The sequence below is a fragment of the Streptomyces sp. NPDC052682 genome (genome assembly GCF_040678435.1).
Lineage (GTDB): Bacteria > Actinomycetota > Actinomycetes > Streptomycetales > Streptomycetaceae > Streptomyces.
In genome coordinates this window covers 255475-269844 of record NZ_JBFATS010000010.1, presented here as the reverse complement: position 1 = coordinate 269844, position 14370 = coordinate 255475, and the positions used below count along the sequence as shown (strand labels likewise).

The window sequence follows — 14370 nt, the reverse complement described above, 5'->3', positions numbered from 1 at the left end:
GGAGCCGAGCGGGGTTTCCTGGTGGGCGGCGCGTTCGGGGTACGGCCGCCGAGGGCCCCGGTCTCAGGGCTGCCGGGCGCCCTCGATCACCTGGTCCAGGGTCTCCCGGGAGCGCTCCAGGTCGGTGATCATCCGGTCGATGCGGTCGCGTTCCTCGATGAGCTGGGCGACCAGCTTCGGCGTGGCGATCTCCGACGGCCCGCCGTCGGTGTCCCGCATGCAGGGCAGCAGCTGCGCGATCTTCGTGCTGGCCAGTCCCGCCGCGAACAGCTCCTGGATCCGGATAACCCGGTCGACGGCCGCCTCCGGGAACTCCCGGTGCCCCCCGGGTGTCCGCTCGGCCGTGAGCAGCCCCTGCTTCTCGTAGTAGCGCAGCGACCGCTCGCTCACGCCCGTGCGCCGGGCCAGTTCCCCGATCCTCATCCCCGCCTCCGCTGCTCCCGCAACGCCCCGGTCTTCGGACCGTCCGGACTTGATTCTGACATCAGTGTCAGGTTCTAGCGTACGGTCATGACGCACACGACAGCACTGTTCGAACCGGCCCGTCTGCCCGGACTCGCCCTGCCCAACCGCCTGGTGATGGCCCCTCTGACCCGCAACCGCGCGGCGGCCGACGGCACCCCGACCCCGCTGATGGCCACCTACTACGCCCAGCGCGCCTCCGCCGGCCTGATCATCGCCGAGGCGTCGACACCGAACGCGGTCGGACAGACGTACCCGAACATCACCGCCATCCACACGCCGGGCCACGTGGCGGGCTGGCGCCGGGTGACGGACGCCGTGCGGGAGGCGGGCGGCGGGCCGATGATGCTTCAGCTCCAGCACGGCGGCCGGGTCGGGCATCCGGGGACCAGCGGGCTGACCCCGGTGGCGCCCTCGCCCGTACCGCTGCCGGAGACGATCTTCACGCCCGCAGGGCACCGGGAGGCCGTCGTGCCCCGGGAGATGACGGCCGGCGACATCCGCACCACCGTCGCCGACTTCGCGTCCGCCGCCCGCAACGCCCTGGAGGCAGGCTTCCACGGGGTCGAGGTGCACTCCGCCAACGGCCATCTGCTGCACCAGTTCCTCGCCGGGAACACCAACCTCCGTACGGACGCCTACGGCGGTCCGGCGGCCCGGCGGATCCGGTTCGTGGTGGAGGTCGTCGAGGCCGTGGCCGCCGAGATCGGCGCCGGCCGGGTGGGCGTGCGCATCTCCCCGGGCAGCACCGTCAACGGCGTCGCGGAGACGGACACCGACGTGCTCTACCCGGCGCTCGTCGAGGCGCTGGCGGGACGGCAACTGGCCTATCTGCACCTGGTGCACGCCGACCCGGACGCGTCGCTGTTCAGGCGGATCCGCGCCGACTGGCCGGGGACCCTCGTCGCCAACCCCGTACTGCCGGAGATCACCACCGAGGCGGTGCACCGGGAGTCCGCGCGCCTGCTGGCCGCGGGGGCCGACCTGATCGCCCTCGGCCGGCCCTTCCTCGCCAACCCCGACCTGGTGACGCGGCTCCGGCTGGGCGCCCCGCTCAACCCGGTCCGGGACCGGTACCTGATGTACGTGGGCGGGGCGACCGGCTACACCGACTACCCCGCCCTCGGTCAGCCGTCGAGCGAGTCGATCGTGGCGTTGGACGGCGAGCGGGTCGTCTGAAGGTCCCGGGCCACGTCTTCCGCCGCGCCCAGGACCCGTACCGCGTTGCGCCAGGTCAGCTTGGCCAGGTCGGTCCTGGACCAGCCGCGGTCGAGGAGTTCGGCGATGAGGTTCGGGTAGCCGGCTACGTCGTCCAGCCCGTCGGGGGTGAAGGCCGTGCCGTCGTAGTCGCCGCCGATACCGAGGTGGTCGATGCCGGCGACCTCCCGCATGTGGTCGAGGTGGTCGGCGACCGTCGCGGCCGTGGCCACCGGGCGCGGGTGGCGTTCGGCGAAGGCGCCGTGCACCTTCATCGCCTCGGGGGTGGTGTCGAGGGGGTGGAAGCCGTGGGCGCGCATGTTCTCGTCGGCCGCGGCCGTCCAGTCGACGGCGGCCTGGAGCACGAACTTCGGGACGAACGTCACCATCGCCACGCCCCCGTTGGCGGGCAGGCGCTCCAGGACGTCGTCCGGGATGTTGCGCGGGTGGTCGCACACGGCCCGGGCCGAGGAGTGGGAGAAGATCACCGGCGCGGACGTGGTGTCCAGGGCGTCCCGCATGGTCGTGGCGGCGACGTGCGAGAGGTCGACGAGCATGCCGAGCCGGTTCATCTCGCGCACGACCTCCCGGCCGAACGCCGACAGCCCGCCGACGTTCGGCACGTCGGTCGCCGAGTCCGCCCACGGCACGTTGTCGTTGTGGGTGAGCGTCAGGTAGCGCACGCCGAGCGCGTACAGGCAGCGCAGCGTGCCGAGCGAACCGGCGATGCAGTGGCCGCCCTCGGCACCCATGAGGGAGGCGATCCGGCCCTGACCGCGCGCGGCCTCCAGGTCGGCGGCGGTGTACGCGGGGGCCAGGTCCTGCGGGTGGCGGGCCAGCAACTGCCGTACGCAGTCGATCTGTTCGAGGGTCGCCGCCACCGGGTCGGGCAGGTCCGTGCGGACGTACACCGACCAGAACTGCGCGCCGACCCCGCCCGCCCGCAGCCGCGGGATGTCGGTGTGCAGGTGGGCGCCCTGGTGGACGGCGATGTCGCGGGCGTCGAGGTCGTAGCGGACCTGTTCGCGCAGTGCCCAGGGCAGGTCGTTGTGCCCGTCGGCGACCGGGAACTCCCGCAGGAGTTCCCGGGCCGCCTCCAGGAAGGTCACGGCGGTCACGACCCGAAGCCGAAACCGCCGGTCGCGCCCTCGACCTTGGCGCGCAGCCGCTTGCCCTTCTCGGTGGCCTGGTCGTTGAGGTCCTGCTGGAAGTCCCGCATCTTCTGCAGGAGTTCCTCGTCGTGCGCGGCGAGGATGCGGGCCGCGAGCAGACCCGCGTTGCGCGCCCCGGCGACCGACACCGTCGCCACCGGCACGCCCGCCGGCATCTGCACGATCGACAGCAGGGAGTCCATGCCGTCGAGGTGCTTCAGCGGCACGGGCACGCCGATCACCGGCAGCGGGGTGACGGAGGCGAGCATGCCGGGCAGGTGGGCGGCGCCCCCCGCCCCCGCGATGATCACCTTCAGGCCCCGGTCCGCGGCCTGCTCGCCGTAGGAGATCATCTCCCTGGGCATGCGGTGCGCGGAGACGACGTCGACCTCGTACGCGATCTCGAACTCGTCGAGGGCCTTGGCGGCGGCCTCCATGACGGGCCAGTCCGAGTCCGACCCCATGACGATGCCAACAACAGGGCTCATTCGGTGATCGTGCCTCTCAGGTAGCCGGCAGCGTGACGGGCGCGCTCCAGCACGTCGTCGAGGTCGTCGCCGTAGGTGTTGACGTGGCCGACCTTGCGGCCGGGCTTCACGTCCTTGCCGTACATGTGGATCTTCAGCTGCGGGTCGCGGGCCATGCAGTGCAGGTACGCGGAGTACATGTCCGGGAAGTCGCCGCCCAGGACGTTGACCATCACGGTCCACGGTGCGCGCGGGCGCGGGTCGCCGAGCGGCAGGTCCAGCACGGCCCGGATGTGGTTGGCGAACTGGGAGGTGACCGCGCCGTCCATCGACCAGTGGCCGGAGTTGTGCGGGCGCATCGCCAGCTCGTTGACGAGGATGCGGCCGTCGCGGGTCTGGAACAACTCGACCGCGAGGTGCCCGACCACGCCGAGCTCCTTGGCGATGGTCAGGGCCATCTGTGAGGCCTGCGCCGACAGCGACTCCGCCAGGTCCGGGGCGGGCGCGATGACCGTGTCGCAGACGCCGTTCACCTGCCTCGACTCCACCACCGGGTACGCCACGGCCTGCCCGTGCGGGGACCGTACGACGTTGGCGGCGAGCTCGCGCACGAAGTCGACCTTCTCCTCGGCGAGCACGGGGACGCCCGCCTTGAAGGGGTCGGCGGCCTCCTCGACGGAGTGCACCACCCACACGCCCTTGCCGTCGTACCCGCCGCGGACGGTCTTCAGGACGACCGGGAACCCGTCGCCCTCGGCCGCGAAGGCCGCCACGTCCTGCGGATCGGAGACGATCCTGTGCCTGGGGCAGGGCACGCCGAGCGCGTCGAGCTTCGCGCGCATCACGCCCTTGTCCTGGGCGTGCACGAGCGCGTCGGGGCCCGGGCGGACGGGGATGCCGTCCGCCTCCAGGGCGCGCAGGTGCTCGGTGGGCACGTGCTCGTGATCGAAGGTGATCACGTCACAGCCCTGTGCGAAGGCGCGCAGCGTCTCCAGGTCGCGGTAGTCGCCGATGACGACGTCGTTCACGACCTGCGCCGCGGAGTCCTGCGGAGTGTCACTGAGAAGCTTGAACCTGATGCCCAGCGGGATGCCCGCCTCGTGTGTCATACGAGCGAGCTGGCCACCGCCGACCATGCCGACTACCGGGAACGTCACACGCCTAGGGTATCGGCCGCGCCACAGTGGCCGGATTATGGGCCCTCCTCGGGTCCCGGCCACCCCCTCGGCCCCGTCCACAGGAAGATCACGCGGCTGGGTGGTTAGCATGACGGGGTTGACGCCGACCGACGGACGGGGGCCAGTACGACCATGGGACGTGGTTCCTCGGGCCTTCGGCAGCTCGTGCACGAGGTCGCCAAGTTCGGCGCCGTGGGCGGTGCCGGTGTGCTGGTCAACCTGCTGGTGTTCAACCTCGTACGGCACGTGACCGACCTGCAGGTGGTGCGCGCCAGCGTCATCGCGACGATCGTCGCGATCGTCTTCAACTACCTGGGCTTCCGCTACTTCACCTACCGGGACCGCGACCGGAGCCGCCGTACCCGGGAGATGACCCTGTTCCTGCTGTTCAGCGTGGCCGGCCTGGTGATCGAGAACGGGGTGCTGTACGTGGCGACGTACGGCTTCGACTGGAACACCCCGCTGCAGAACAACATCTTCAAGTTCGTCGGCATCGGCATCGCCACGCTGTTCCGCTTCTGGTCCTACCGCACCTGGGTCTTCCGTGCCCTGCCGGGTCACGGGGAGGCGGACCCGTCTGCGACGGAGGAGCGGACCGGGCAGCGGGTGCCGTAGGAGGCCGCTGGGAGGCCGCCTCGCCGAGGCAGACCCGGGAGGCCTGGAAGCCGTGCGGCCTCACCGCACCATCGGCTGTTCCTCGTCCGCCGGTTTCTCCGACGGCGGCGTACGCGACAGGAACAGGCCGAACACCGGTGGCTTGGTCTGGAGCATCTCCAGCCTGCCCCCGTCGGCCTCGGCCAGGTCGCGGGCCACGGCCAGGCCGATGCCGGTGGAGTTGCGGCCGCTGATCGTGCGCTCGAAGATCCGTGCCCCGAGGTCGGCGGGCACGCCCGGGCCCTCGTCGGTGACCTCGATGACGACCTGGTTGCCGGTGACCCGGGTGCGCAGCGCCACCGTGCCGCCGCCGTGCATGAGCGAGTTCTCGATCAGCGCGGCCAGCACCTGCGCGACCGCGCCGGGCGTGCCCACGGCCTGGAGGTGCCGTTTGCCGGAGCTGACGATCGCCCGGCCCGCGCTGCGGTAGGCGGGCCGCCACTCGGCGAGCTGCTGCTGGATGACCTCGTCCAGGTCGAAGGTGACGGCGGAGCCGGTGCGCGGGTCGCGGGCGTTGGTCAGCAGCCGCTCCACCACGTCCGTCAGCCGCTCCACCTGCGTGAGCGCGATGGTGGCCTCCTCCTTCACCGTGTCCAGGTCGTCGGTGAGGGTGATCTCCTCCAGCCGCATGGACAGCGCCGTCAGCGGGGTGCGCAGCTGGTGGGAGGCGTCGGCGGCCAGGCGCCGCTCGGCGGTGAGCATCCGGGCGATGCGCTCGGCGGAGGAGTCCAGCACGTCCGCGACCCGGTCCAGCTCGGGCACGCCGTACCGCTTGTGCCTCGGGCGCGGGTCGCCCGAGCCGAGGCGTTCGGCGGTCTCCGCCAGATCGGTCAGCGGCGAGGCCAGCCGGTTGGCCTGGCGGATCGCCAGCAGCACCGCCGCGACCACCGCCAGCAGCGCCACCAGCGCGATGATCAGCAGCGTCCGGCCGACCTCCCGGGTCACCGAGGAGCGCGGCTCCTGCACGGTGACCGTCTCGCCCTCCTCGCCCGGGGCGGTGGCGCTGATGACGTCGCCGGTGGGCCTGGTGCCGACCTCGATGGGCTGCTCGCCGGGGATCCGGATGACGGCGTACCGCTCCTGGCCCGTGACCTGCTCGCGCAGTACCTCGGCGTCGACCTGCTGTTTCCCGTAGAGCCGGCTGTCGACGATGCTCGCCAGCCGGACCGCCTCGGACTCGACCCGTTCCTGGGCGCTGTTGCTGATCGTGCGGGACTCGACGATCACGAGGGAGACGCCGAAGACGGCGATCACGACGAGCACCACGGCGAGCGTGGACTGGATCAGTCGACGGCGCATGTCCTCTTACCCAATACGAACCCGCGGGGTGCCCCGGCGGGTTCAGCTCTTCTCGAAGCGGAAGCCCACGCCGCGCACGGTGGCGATGTACCGGGGGTTGGCCGCGTCGTCGCCCAGCTTCTTGCGCAGCCAGGAGATGTGCATGTCGAGGGTCTTGGTGGACGACCACCAGGTGGTGTCCCAGACCTCGCGCATCAGCTGGTCGCGCGTGACGACCCGCCCGGCGTCGCGGACGAGCACCCGCAGCAGGTCGAACTCCTTCGCGGTGAGCTGGAGCTCCTCGTCGCCCATCCAAGCGCGGTGCGACTCGACGTCGATGCGCACGCCGTGCGTGGCGGGCGGCTGCTGGGGTTCGGCGGCACCGCGCCGCAGCAGGGCGCGGACGCGGGCGAGCAGCTCGGCGAGCCGGAACGGCTTGGTGACGTAGTCGTCGGCGCCCGCGTCGAGGCCCACGACCGTGTCCACCTCGTCGGCGCGCGCGGTCAGGATCAGGATCGGCACGGCGTGGCCGTCGGCGCGCAGCCGGCGGGCAACCTCCAGGCCGTCCATGCCGGGCAGTCCGAGGTCCAGCACGACCAGGTCGACGCCGCCCTGCATTCCGGCGTCCAGAGCGGTGGGCCCGTCCTCACGGACCTCGACCTCGTACCCCTCCCGGCGCAGCGCGCGGGCCAGGGGCTCCGAGATGGACGCATCGTCCTCGGCGAGCAGTACTCGGGTCATGCAGTGATGGTAGTCCCGAGGGGGCAAGAGCCGGGGTGAGATCGCGGGGCCCGCTTCTTACCTCCAGCACACCCGCTTCTTACCTTCACGCCCCCGGTACGAACCTGCGGGTGTGGGATGCGATCCTGGAAAGGACCTTGGAATAGGTGCGTATGGTTCCCGGGACACCTGTGATCCCTGTCTCAAGGCCTTCCATATCGTGCCGTGTCCTGCCGTATGGTGAAACGACGCCCGTAGCACCGTGGTGACCTTTGGCGGCTGTATGACGCTGAAGGTCTCTTTTGTGTGCGGGCTGGTTCCCGCCAGCCATCCGAAGCACTGACCTGCGGCGGGCCTCGCAGCGCGGTGACGCGCGTAGAGGCATGGATCCCGGTGGACACCGTCTGCCGCTCCGCGACCCGGAGCGGACTCCCCGTGGGCGTCGGGGTGGGACGGCACGGACCGCCGGTGCCGGCCGCCCCCACCGGGCGCGCAGCCTCGCGCGAACGCGTCCCGACCAGCAAGGAACGACCATGGCGTCCAGCCTGACGAAGGACTCGGTCCACCCGGGCACCCCCGGGTCCGAGAAGACCTTCTTCGGCCACCCCCGGGGTCTGGCCACCCTGTTCATGACCGAGATGTGGGAGCGGTTCTCCTACTACGGCATGAGGGCTCTGCTCCCGCTGTACCTCGTCGCTCCGGGCGGCCTGCACCTGAGCGGCGGCACGGCGACCGCGATCTACTCGGTGTACGTGTCGCTGGTGTACCTGCTCACGATGCCGGGCGGCTGGTTCGGCGACCGTGTCTGGGGCCCGCGCAGGACCGTCGCCGTCGCCGGGGCGATCATCATGCTCGGCCACCTCACGCTGGCCCTGCCCTCCTCGGGCACCTTCTACGCCGGCCTCGGCCTGGTGGCCATCGGCTCGGGCCTGCTCAAGGCCAACATCTCCACGATGGTCGGCCACCTCTACGACGGCCCGGACGACCCGCGCCGCGACGGCGGCTTCACCGTCTTCTACATGGGCATCAACCTCGGTGCCTTCGCCGCGCCGCTGGTGATCGGCACGGTCGGCGAGAGCGTCAACTGGCACCTGGGCTTCGCGCTCGCCGCGCTCGGCATGGCGCTGGGCCTCGTGCAGTTCCTGCTCGGCAGCCGCCATCTGGACCCGCACTCCAGCGTGGTCCCCAAGCCGCTGACGGCCGAGGAGAAGACCTCGACGCTGCGCAAGGCCGCGCTCTGGGCCGCTGTGGCGGCTGTCGCCTACACCGTGCTCGGCGTCTCCGGCCACTACACCCTGAACTGGGTCCTGGTCCCGCTGACCCTGCTCGGCGTGATCATCCCGACCCTCGTCCTGGTCCGCATCAAGCGCGACCGGGAGCTGGACAGCGCCGAGCAGTCGAAGATGTCGGCGTACATCTGGTTCTTCGTCGCCGCGGCCGTGTTCTGGATGATCTACGACCAGGGCGGTTCCACCCTGTCGATCTTCGCCACGTCGTCCGCCGAGAACAGCGTGCTGGGCTGGAACTTCCCGGTCTCCTGGTACCAGTCGGTCAACCCGGTGCTCATCATGGCCCTGGCGCCGGTCTTCGCCTGGTTCTGGCTGGCGCTCAACCGGCGCGGCAAGGAGCCGAGCACGGTTGTGAAGTTCGCCTCCGGCCTGGCCCTGGTCGGCGCGTCCTTCTTCCTCTTCCTCGCCCCGCTGTCGATCGCGGACGGCGGCCACAAGGCGGCCGCGCTGTGGCTGGTGGCGATCTACTTCGTCCAGACCGTCGGTGAGCTGCTGCTCTCCCCGGTCGGCCTGTCGGTCACGACCAAGATGGCTCCGGCCAAGTACGCCTCGCAGATGATGGGCGTGTGGTTCCTGGCGGTCACCGCCGGTGACGCGACGACGGGTCTGCTGTCCCTCGCCGGTGTCGACCTGAACAAGACGGGCATCGTGGCCCTGGAGGCGACGCTCGCGGTGGTCGCCGGTGCGGCGGTGTGGATGTACCGCGGCAAGGTCAAGCAGCTGATGGGCGACGTCCGCTGAGGCCGAGCCGGGCTGCACGGGGATGCTCCCCGGGTGCCCGGCGTGACGAACGGCCAGGTGGGCGCGCACCCCGACGCTGCGGGGGTCGCCGCGCCCACCTTGCCGGGGCGGGGGGGCGTGGCTTGGATCGGGCGGCGCGTATGCCTTGGCTTCGGGCGGCGCGTATGCCTTGGCTTCGGGCGGCGCGTATGCCTTGGCTTCGGGTGGCGCGTATGCCTTGGCTTCGGGCGGCGCGCATGCCTGCAGCAGGCGGCGCGCATGCCCAGGAGCGGGGGGTACGTATGCCTTCGGCCAGGCGGCACTCGGGCCTTGGAGCGGGCGGCACGCACGCCTTTGAATCTAGCGGCAGGCATGCGTTGATCGGGTGGGCCGCAGGCCTGGAGCGGACGGCTCGGATACCCGTGATCGAGTGGCACGCACGCCTTACAGCAAGCGGCACGCATGCCTTGGATCGGGTGGGACACGTGCCCGGAGCGGGCGGCGCGCATGCGCAGGAGCGGTTGGCACGTATGCCTTCGGCCAGGCGGCACTCGGGCCTTGGGCCGGCGGCACGCCCGGCTTGGATCTAGCGGCAGGCATGCGTGGATCGGGTGGGCCTCAGGCCTGGAGCGGACGGCTCGGATACCCGTGATCGAGTGGCGCGCACGCCTTACAGCAAGCGGCACGCATGCCTTGGATCGGGTGGGACACGTGCCCGGAGCGGGCGGCGCGCATGCCCAGGAGCGGGTGGCACGTATGCCTTCGGCCAGGTGGCACTCGGGCCTTGGACCGGCGGCACGCACGCCTCGGATCTAGCGGCAGGCATGCCTTCGGCCCAGGCGGCGCGCATCGTGGATCGGGCGGCTGTCGCGGGACTGTTGGCGGTGTGTCAGGCGAGGCTGCGTCGAGGACGCCTTACGCCGGAGCTCCCAGTTCCGCCCACACGGTCTTGCCGGCCACCCCGGGGGTACGGACCACGCCCCAGTCCAGGCACAGCCGCTGCACGATGAACATGCCGTGGCCGCCGGGCCGCCCGGCCCGGTGCGGGGTGCGCGGGGCCGGCTGGCCGCTGCCCCGGTCGGAGACCTCGATGCGAAGCACCTTGTTGTCGCAGGAGATCCGCAGCTCGTCCGGGCCCTCGGCGTGCAGGCAGGCGTTGGTCACCAGCTCCGAGACGACGAGCAGGACGTCCTCGGCGGCGGCCCGCTGGTCGGCACCGGCAGCAGGCAGCCAGCCCCATGCGTACAGCGCCTGGCGGGTGAAGTCGCGGGCGAGCGGGACGACACCGCTCTGGTCCTCGAAGCTCAGCCGGCGCACCTGCCGGGTGCCCGTGGTCCCCGGCGCCCCGGTCCCGCCGCCCTGACCGGTCGCCCGGGAACCGGCACCCTCGGATCCGCTCCCGGCGTCGGGCCTGGGGTGGGCGCTCTCGGGCGTGGCGGACGCTTGGGACCGGGTGCGTTGCGTACATGCGGGGGAGCCGGTGGGGGTCTCGGTGGTATCGGGTGCCGCCGTAGCCCCGAGGGCGGTCCTGGAGGTGCCGCCTGCTCGCGGTGCCCCCGAAGTCAGGCCAGCCCTCGACGTCCCCGACGTCCTGACAGTCTCGGAGGTCTTGGGAGTCTCGCGGGTCTCAGCGGCCTTGGAGGTCTCGGGAGTTCCGGAAGTCCTGGTCGTCTCACGGGTCCCGGTAGTCGCCTCGGTGGTCCCGGCAGCGGGACCGGAAGTCCCCTTGGCCCGCGAGGCCCCACCAGTACCACCAGCCCCGTTGGATCCGGCACCGGGCCCACTGGCCCCCTGCGCCCCGGCGGCAGCTCCTGAAGCGCCGGGCGTCCCCTGGGTACGAGAAGTCCCGGGCGTCCCGGCAGCACTGGGCGCCCCAGGCGCTCCGGAGGGGACGGCCCCGGCCTCTCCGGGCACACCGGCGGCACCGGCCGTACCGGCGGCTCCGGACGCGCGGGCGATGCCGGCCGGGCCGGTCGCCGACGCCGGTGCGCCGCCCCCGGGCGCCCCCGAAGCGCCGCTGGGCTCCGGACCGCGGTCGCCCGGCGGGTAGGGCCGGGTGGTGCTCATCAGCGCTTCACCTCACCGATTCACCAGTTCACGATGGACATAATCCGCTTCAGGACTTCCGTACACAGTCAGTCACGCAGTGCGCGGCACGTCGGTTGCGCGGCGTCCCCGATACCCCGCGGCCGACAGGTTCAGGATGTCTCCTGCCCGAGCGGACCGGCAGAACACCCCCGGATCGGCACGAAAGCCGTGACGCCGGGAAAACACCGGTCTGCCCGGGACGGCCGGGGCTCGACGTCGGCCGGCACACGGGCTCATCCGTCGCCGGGCTCACCCGCCAGCGCCGCCTCGAGCGTGTCATGGACGGCGAACACCGCGTCCGCCCCCGTGATCTCGAAGACGCGCGCGACAACCGGCTGCATCCCCACCAAGTGCACCCCTCCCCCGGCGGCCTCCGCCTTCAGTCGCGCACCGAGCAGCACGTTGAGCCCGGTGGAGTCGCAGAACTCCAGGCGCGTGCAGTCGATGACAAGCCGATGAAGCCCCTTGGCGAGGCACTCCTCGAGCGGCTCACGCAACAGATCGGCGGTGTGGTGATCCAACTCACCCGCCGGGGTCACGACGGCACTAGAGCCCTCTTCTCGCACCTCCACCAGAAGCCGGCCCGACTGTGCGCTGCCGACCGTCCCGCGGTCCATGCCGTCTCTCTCTCCCGACGTCCGTGGCTGCTTGCTGACGCCCTCGAACACTACGCCTTCTCCACACGCTCCGACACCCGAACAATCACCCACAAACGGACATAAACGAACAGAACCCACTTGCGGCGGGCTCAGGGGAGCGGGTAGGGCTAGTAAGGACACGTACCCGACACGGCCGGCTTTGGAGGCGCCGCACACCGCAGTGCACGTACTGGCTTCGGCAGCCATATGCCGAGAACGATGGAGGACATCATGTCACCCCGGCTCGACGCATCGCGTACCCACCGAGCGACGTCGACACTCATCCCGGAACAGCTGAATCCCGAGCACGACGCCATTCGCGCCGACGACGCGGACGACGTGCTCGCCGGACTTCCGGACATCCCCCCGTACGACGAAGTGGACGCGGTCGACGCACGGGCCCTGTCCAAGACCCTCTTCGAGCGCCTGGAGTCGCTGGAGGAAGGCACCCACGAGTACGCGTACGTACGCAACACGCTCGTCGAACTCAATCTCGCCCTGGTCAAGTTCGCCGCCTCCCGGTTCCGCTCGCGCAGCGAGCCGATGGAGGACATCATCCAGGTCGGCACCATCGGCCTGATCAAGGCGATCGACCGCTTCGAACTCTCCCGCGGCGTGGAGTTCCCCACGTTCGCGATGCCGACCATCATCGGCGAGATCAAGCGTTTCTTCCGCGACACCTCGTGGTCCGTGCGCGTCCCGCGCCGGCTCCAGGAACTCCGGCTGGACCTCGCCAAGGCCGGCGACGAACTGGCCCAGAAGCTCGACCGCGCGCCGACGGTGGCCGAACTGGCCGAGCGGCTCGGCATCTCCAACGACGAGGTCGTCGAGGGCATGGCGGCGTCCAACGCCTACACGGCGAGCTCCCTGGACGCCCAGCCGGAGGAGGACGACACCGAGGGCGCGCTCGCGGACCGGATCGGTTACGAGGACCACGGGCTCGAAGGCATCGAGTACGTCGAGTCGCTGAAGCCGCTGATCGCCGAACTGGCGCCCCGGGACCGGAAGATCCTCTCCCTGCGCTTCGTCGCGGGCATGACCCAGTCGGAGATCGGCGAGGAGCTCGGCATCTCGCAGATGCACGTCTCGCGGCTGCTGTCGCGGACGCTGGTGCGGCTGCGCAAGGGACTGACCGTCGAGGAGTGACGGCCGGTCCGTCCCACGGTCGTTCGCCGACCGCCGACCCGCCGACCGCCGATGCCGCACGGTCCGCCGGGCCGTGCCGGGCTCGCGCCCGGCGCCCCGTCGGCGCCGGATGTCCAGGCCCGTCCGGGCCCGGGCACCGGGCGCCGATCGGGCGCCGGGCGCGCCCCGTTCACGGGGCCTTCGCTCCCGCGCGGGGCGTCAGACGACCCGTGCGCCGCGCCGCCACACGCCGGTGACCAGCGGGACGCCGGGCCGGTAGGCCAGGTGGACGTGGCTCGGGGCGTCCAGGAGGGTCAGGTCGGCGTACGCGCCGGGCGTGAGGCGGCCGATGTCGGTGCGGCGCAGGGCCGCCGCGCCGCCGGCCGTGGCCGACCACACCGCCTCGTCGGGTGTCATGCCCATGTCCCGTACGGCCAGCGCGATGCAGAACGGCATGGAGGACGTGAAGGACGACCCCGGGTTGCAGTCCGTGGACAGGGCGACCGTGACGCCCGCGTCCAGCAGGCGGCGGGCGTTCGGCCACGGGGCGCGGGTGGAGAACTCGGCGCCCGGCAGGAGCGTGGCGACCGTACGGCCGCCGGCCAGGGCGTCCACGTCGGCGTCGGTGAGGTGGGTGCAGTGGTCGGCGCTGGCCGCGTCGAGTTCGACGGCGAGCTGGACGCCGGGGCCGTGGGTGAGCTGGTTGGCGTGGATGCGGGGCTGAAGGCCCTTGTTCTTCCCGGCGGTGAGGATCGCGCGGGCCTGGTCGCCGTCGAAGGCGCCCTTCTCGCAGAAGACGTCGATCCAGCGGGCGTACGGGGCGCAGGCGTCGAGCATCTCGCCGGTGACCAGGGCGACGTAGGCGGCCGGGTCGTCGGCGTGGTCCGGGGAGACGATGTGCGCGCCGAGGTAGGTGACCTCGTCGGTGTGGCGGGCGGCGATGCGCAGGGCGCGGGACTCGTCGGCGACCGTCAGGCCGTAGCCGGACTTGGTCTCCAGGGTGGTGGTGCCCTGGCGCAGGGCCTCGCGCAGATAGCGGGTGAGGTTGGCCTCGAGTTGGGCGTCGGTCGCGGCGCGGGTGGCGGCGACCGTGGTGCGGATGCCGCCGGCGCTGTAGGCGCGGCCGGACATGCGGGCGTTGAACTCCTCGGTGCGGTCGCCCGCGAACACCAGGTGGGAGTGGGAGTCGACGAAGCCGGGCAGGACCGCCCGGCCGCCGGCGTCGACCCGGTTGTCAGTGGCGGGTGCTTTGCTTGATGCACCGGTCCACGCGACGCGGTCGCCGTCGATGACGACGGCCGCGTCCCGGACCAGGCCCAGGGGGGAGCCGTCGCCGAGGGAGGGGTCGTTGGTGACCAGGGTCGCGATGTTCGTGATGACCGTGCTGCTGCTCATGGTGTCCT

Annotated in this window: 12 protein-coding genes and 2 pseudogenes; 4 read left to right on the top strand and 10 right to left on the bottom strand. The window is 71.6% G+C overall.

Translation table 11 applies throughout. From position 1 onward, the window contains the following. Positions 1 to 63 precede the first annotated feature (63 nt). A complete protein-coding gene (locus tag AB0K80_RS18395; RefSeq protein ID WP_365670746.1) occupies positions 64 to 423 on the bottom strand; it encodes a MerR family transcriptional regulator in 360 nt (119 codons plus the stop codon). A gap of 87 nt (positions 424 to 510) precedes the next feature. On the opposite strand from AB0K80_RS18395, the gene AB0K80_RS18390 reads away from it, so the two are divergent. After that, positions 511 to 1641, top strand: a complete 1131-nt coding sequence (locus AB0K80_RS18390) for an alkene reductase (protein WP_365670744.1) — start codon at positions 511 to 513, stop codon at positions 1639 to 1641. Here the strand turns inward: AB0K80_RS18390 and AB0K80_RS18385 are convergent. The 3 genes from AB0K80_RS18385 to AB0K80_RS18375 are packed head-to-tail and all read right to left on the bottom strand — an operon-like array spanning position 1590 to position 4434. Then, positions 1590 to 2768, bottom strand: coding sequence for a dipeptidase (locus AB0K80_RS18385; RefSeq protein ID WP_365670848.1), 1179 nt, complete (start codon positions 2766 to 2768; stop codon positions 1590 to 1592). The genes AB0K80_RS18390 and AB0K80_RS18385 overlap by 52 nt on opposite strands. 5 nt (positions 2769 to 2773) lie before the next feature. Continuing rightward, a complete protein-coding gene (gene purE, locus AB0K80_RS18380) occupies positions 2774 to 3298 on the bottom strand; it encodes a 5-(carboxyamino)imidazole ribonucleotide mutase (RefSeq protein WP_365670742.1) in 525 nt (174 codons plus the stop codon). Beyond that, on the bottom strand, positions 3295 to 4434 hold the full coding sequence (locus tag AB0K80_RS18375; RefSeq protein ID WP_365670740.1) for a 5-(carboxyamino)imidazole ribonucleotide synthase: 1140 nt from the start codon (positions 4432 to 4434) through the stop codon (positions 3295 to 3297). Before AB0K80_RS18375 ends, purE begins: the two co-directional genes overlap by 4 nt. Before the next feature lie 153 nt (positions 4435 to 4587). Here AB0K80_RS18375 and AB0K80_RS18370 point away from each other — a divergent pair, with 153 nt between their 5' ends. Beyond that, entirely contained in the window at positions 4588 to 5070 is a 483-nt protein-coding gene (locus tag AB0K80_RS18370; protein ID WP_365670739.1) for a GtrA family protein, read from the top strand. A 60-nt stretch (positions 5071 to 5130) separates the two neighbouring features. Here AB0K80_RS18370 and AB0K80_RS18365 read toward each other — a convergent pair whose 3' ends face one another. Next, positions 5131 to 6408, bottom strand: coding sequence for an ATP-binding protein (locus tag AB0K80_RS18365; RefSeq protein WP_365670738.1), 1278 nt, complete (start codon positions 6406 to 6408; stop codon positions 5131 to 5133). A gap of 42 nt (positions 6409 to 6450) precedes the next feature. Further along, the gene (locus tag AB0K80_RS18360) at positions 6451 to 7128 is read right to left on the bottom strand and encodes a response regulator transcription factor (RefSeq protein ID WP_061919258.1); all 678 of its coding nucleotides are present in this window, start codon (positions 7126 to 7128) and stop codon (positions 6451 to 6453) included. A 512-nt stretch (positions 7129 to 7640) separates the two neighbouring features. Between AB0K80_RS18360 and AB0K80_RS18355 the strand changes: the two genes are divergently transcribed. Further along, positions 7641 to 9137, top strand: a complete 1497-nt coding sequence (locus AB0K80_RS18355) for an oligopeptide:H+ symporter (protein ID WP_365670737.1) — start codon at positions 7641 to 7643, stop codon at positions 9135 to 9137. Between the two features lie 894 nt (positions 9138 to 10031). Here the strand turns inward: AB0K80_RS18355 and AB0K80_RS18350 are convergent. The 3 genes and pseudogenes from AB0K80_RS18350 to AB0K80_RS18340 all read right to left on the bottom strand — a co-directional run. Further along, positions 10032 to 10439 (bottom strand): annotated as a pseudogene (locus AB0K80_RS18350) (ATP-binding protein); the annotation flags it as partial. Between the two features lie 645 nt (positions 10440 to 11084). After that, positions 11085 to 11183, bottom strand: a pseudogene (locus tag AB0K80_RS18345) (ATP-binding protein); the annotation flags it as partial. Positions 11184 to 11437: 254 nt separating this feature from the next. Next, positions 11438 to 11821 carry an STAS domain-containing protein gene (locus AB0K80_RS18340; RefSeq protein WP_365670734.1) on the bottom strand — a complete coding sequence of 128 codons (384 nt, stop codon included), beginning with the start codon at positions 11819 to 11821 and terminating at the stop codon, positions 11438 to 11440. A 240-nt stretch (positions 11822 to 12061) separates the two neighbouring features. Here AB0K80_RS18340 and AB0K80_RS18335 point away from each other — a divergent pair, with 240 nt between their 5' ends. Then, complete coding sequence (locus AB0K80_RS18335; RefSeq protein ID WP_365670732.1) at positions 12062 to 12988, top strand: RNA polymerase sigma factor SigF; 927 nt, start codon at positions 12062 to 12064, stop codon at positions 12986 to 12988. A gap of 198 nt (positions 12989 to 13186) precedes the next feature. Here AB0K80_RS18335 and hutI read toward each other — a convergent pair whose 3' ends face one another. Continuing rightward, on the bottom strand, positions 13187 to 14362 hold the full coding sequence (hutI, locus tag AB0K80_RS18330; protein WP_365670731.1) for an imidazolonepropionase: 1176 nt from the start codon (positions 14360 to 14362) through the stop codon (positions 13187 to 13189). Between the last annotated feature and the right edge of the window lie 8 nt (positions 14363 to 14370).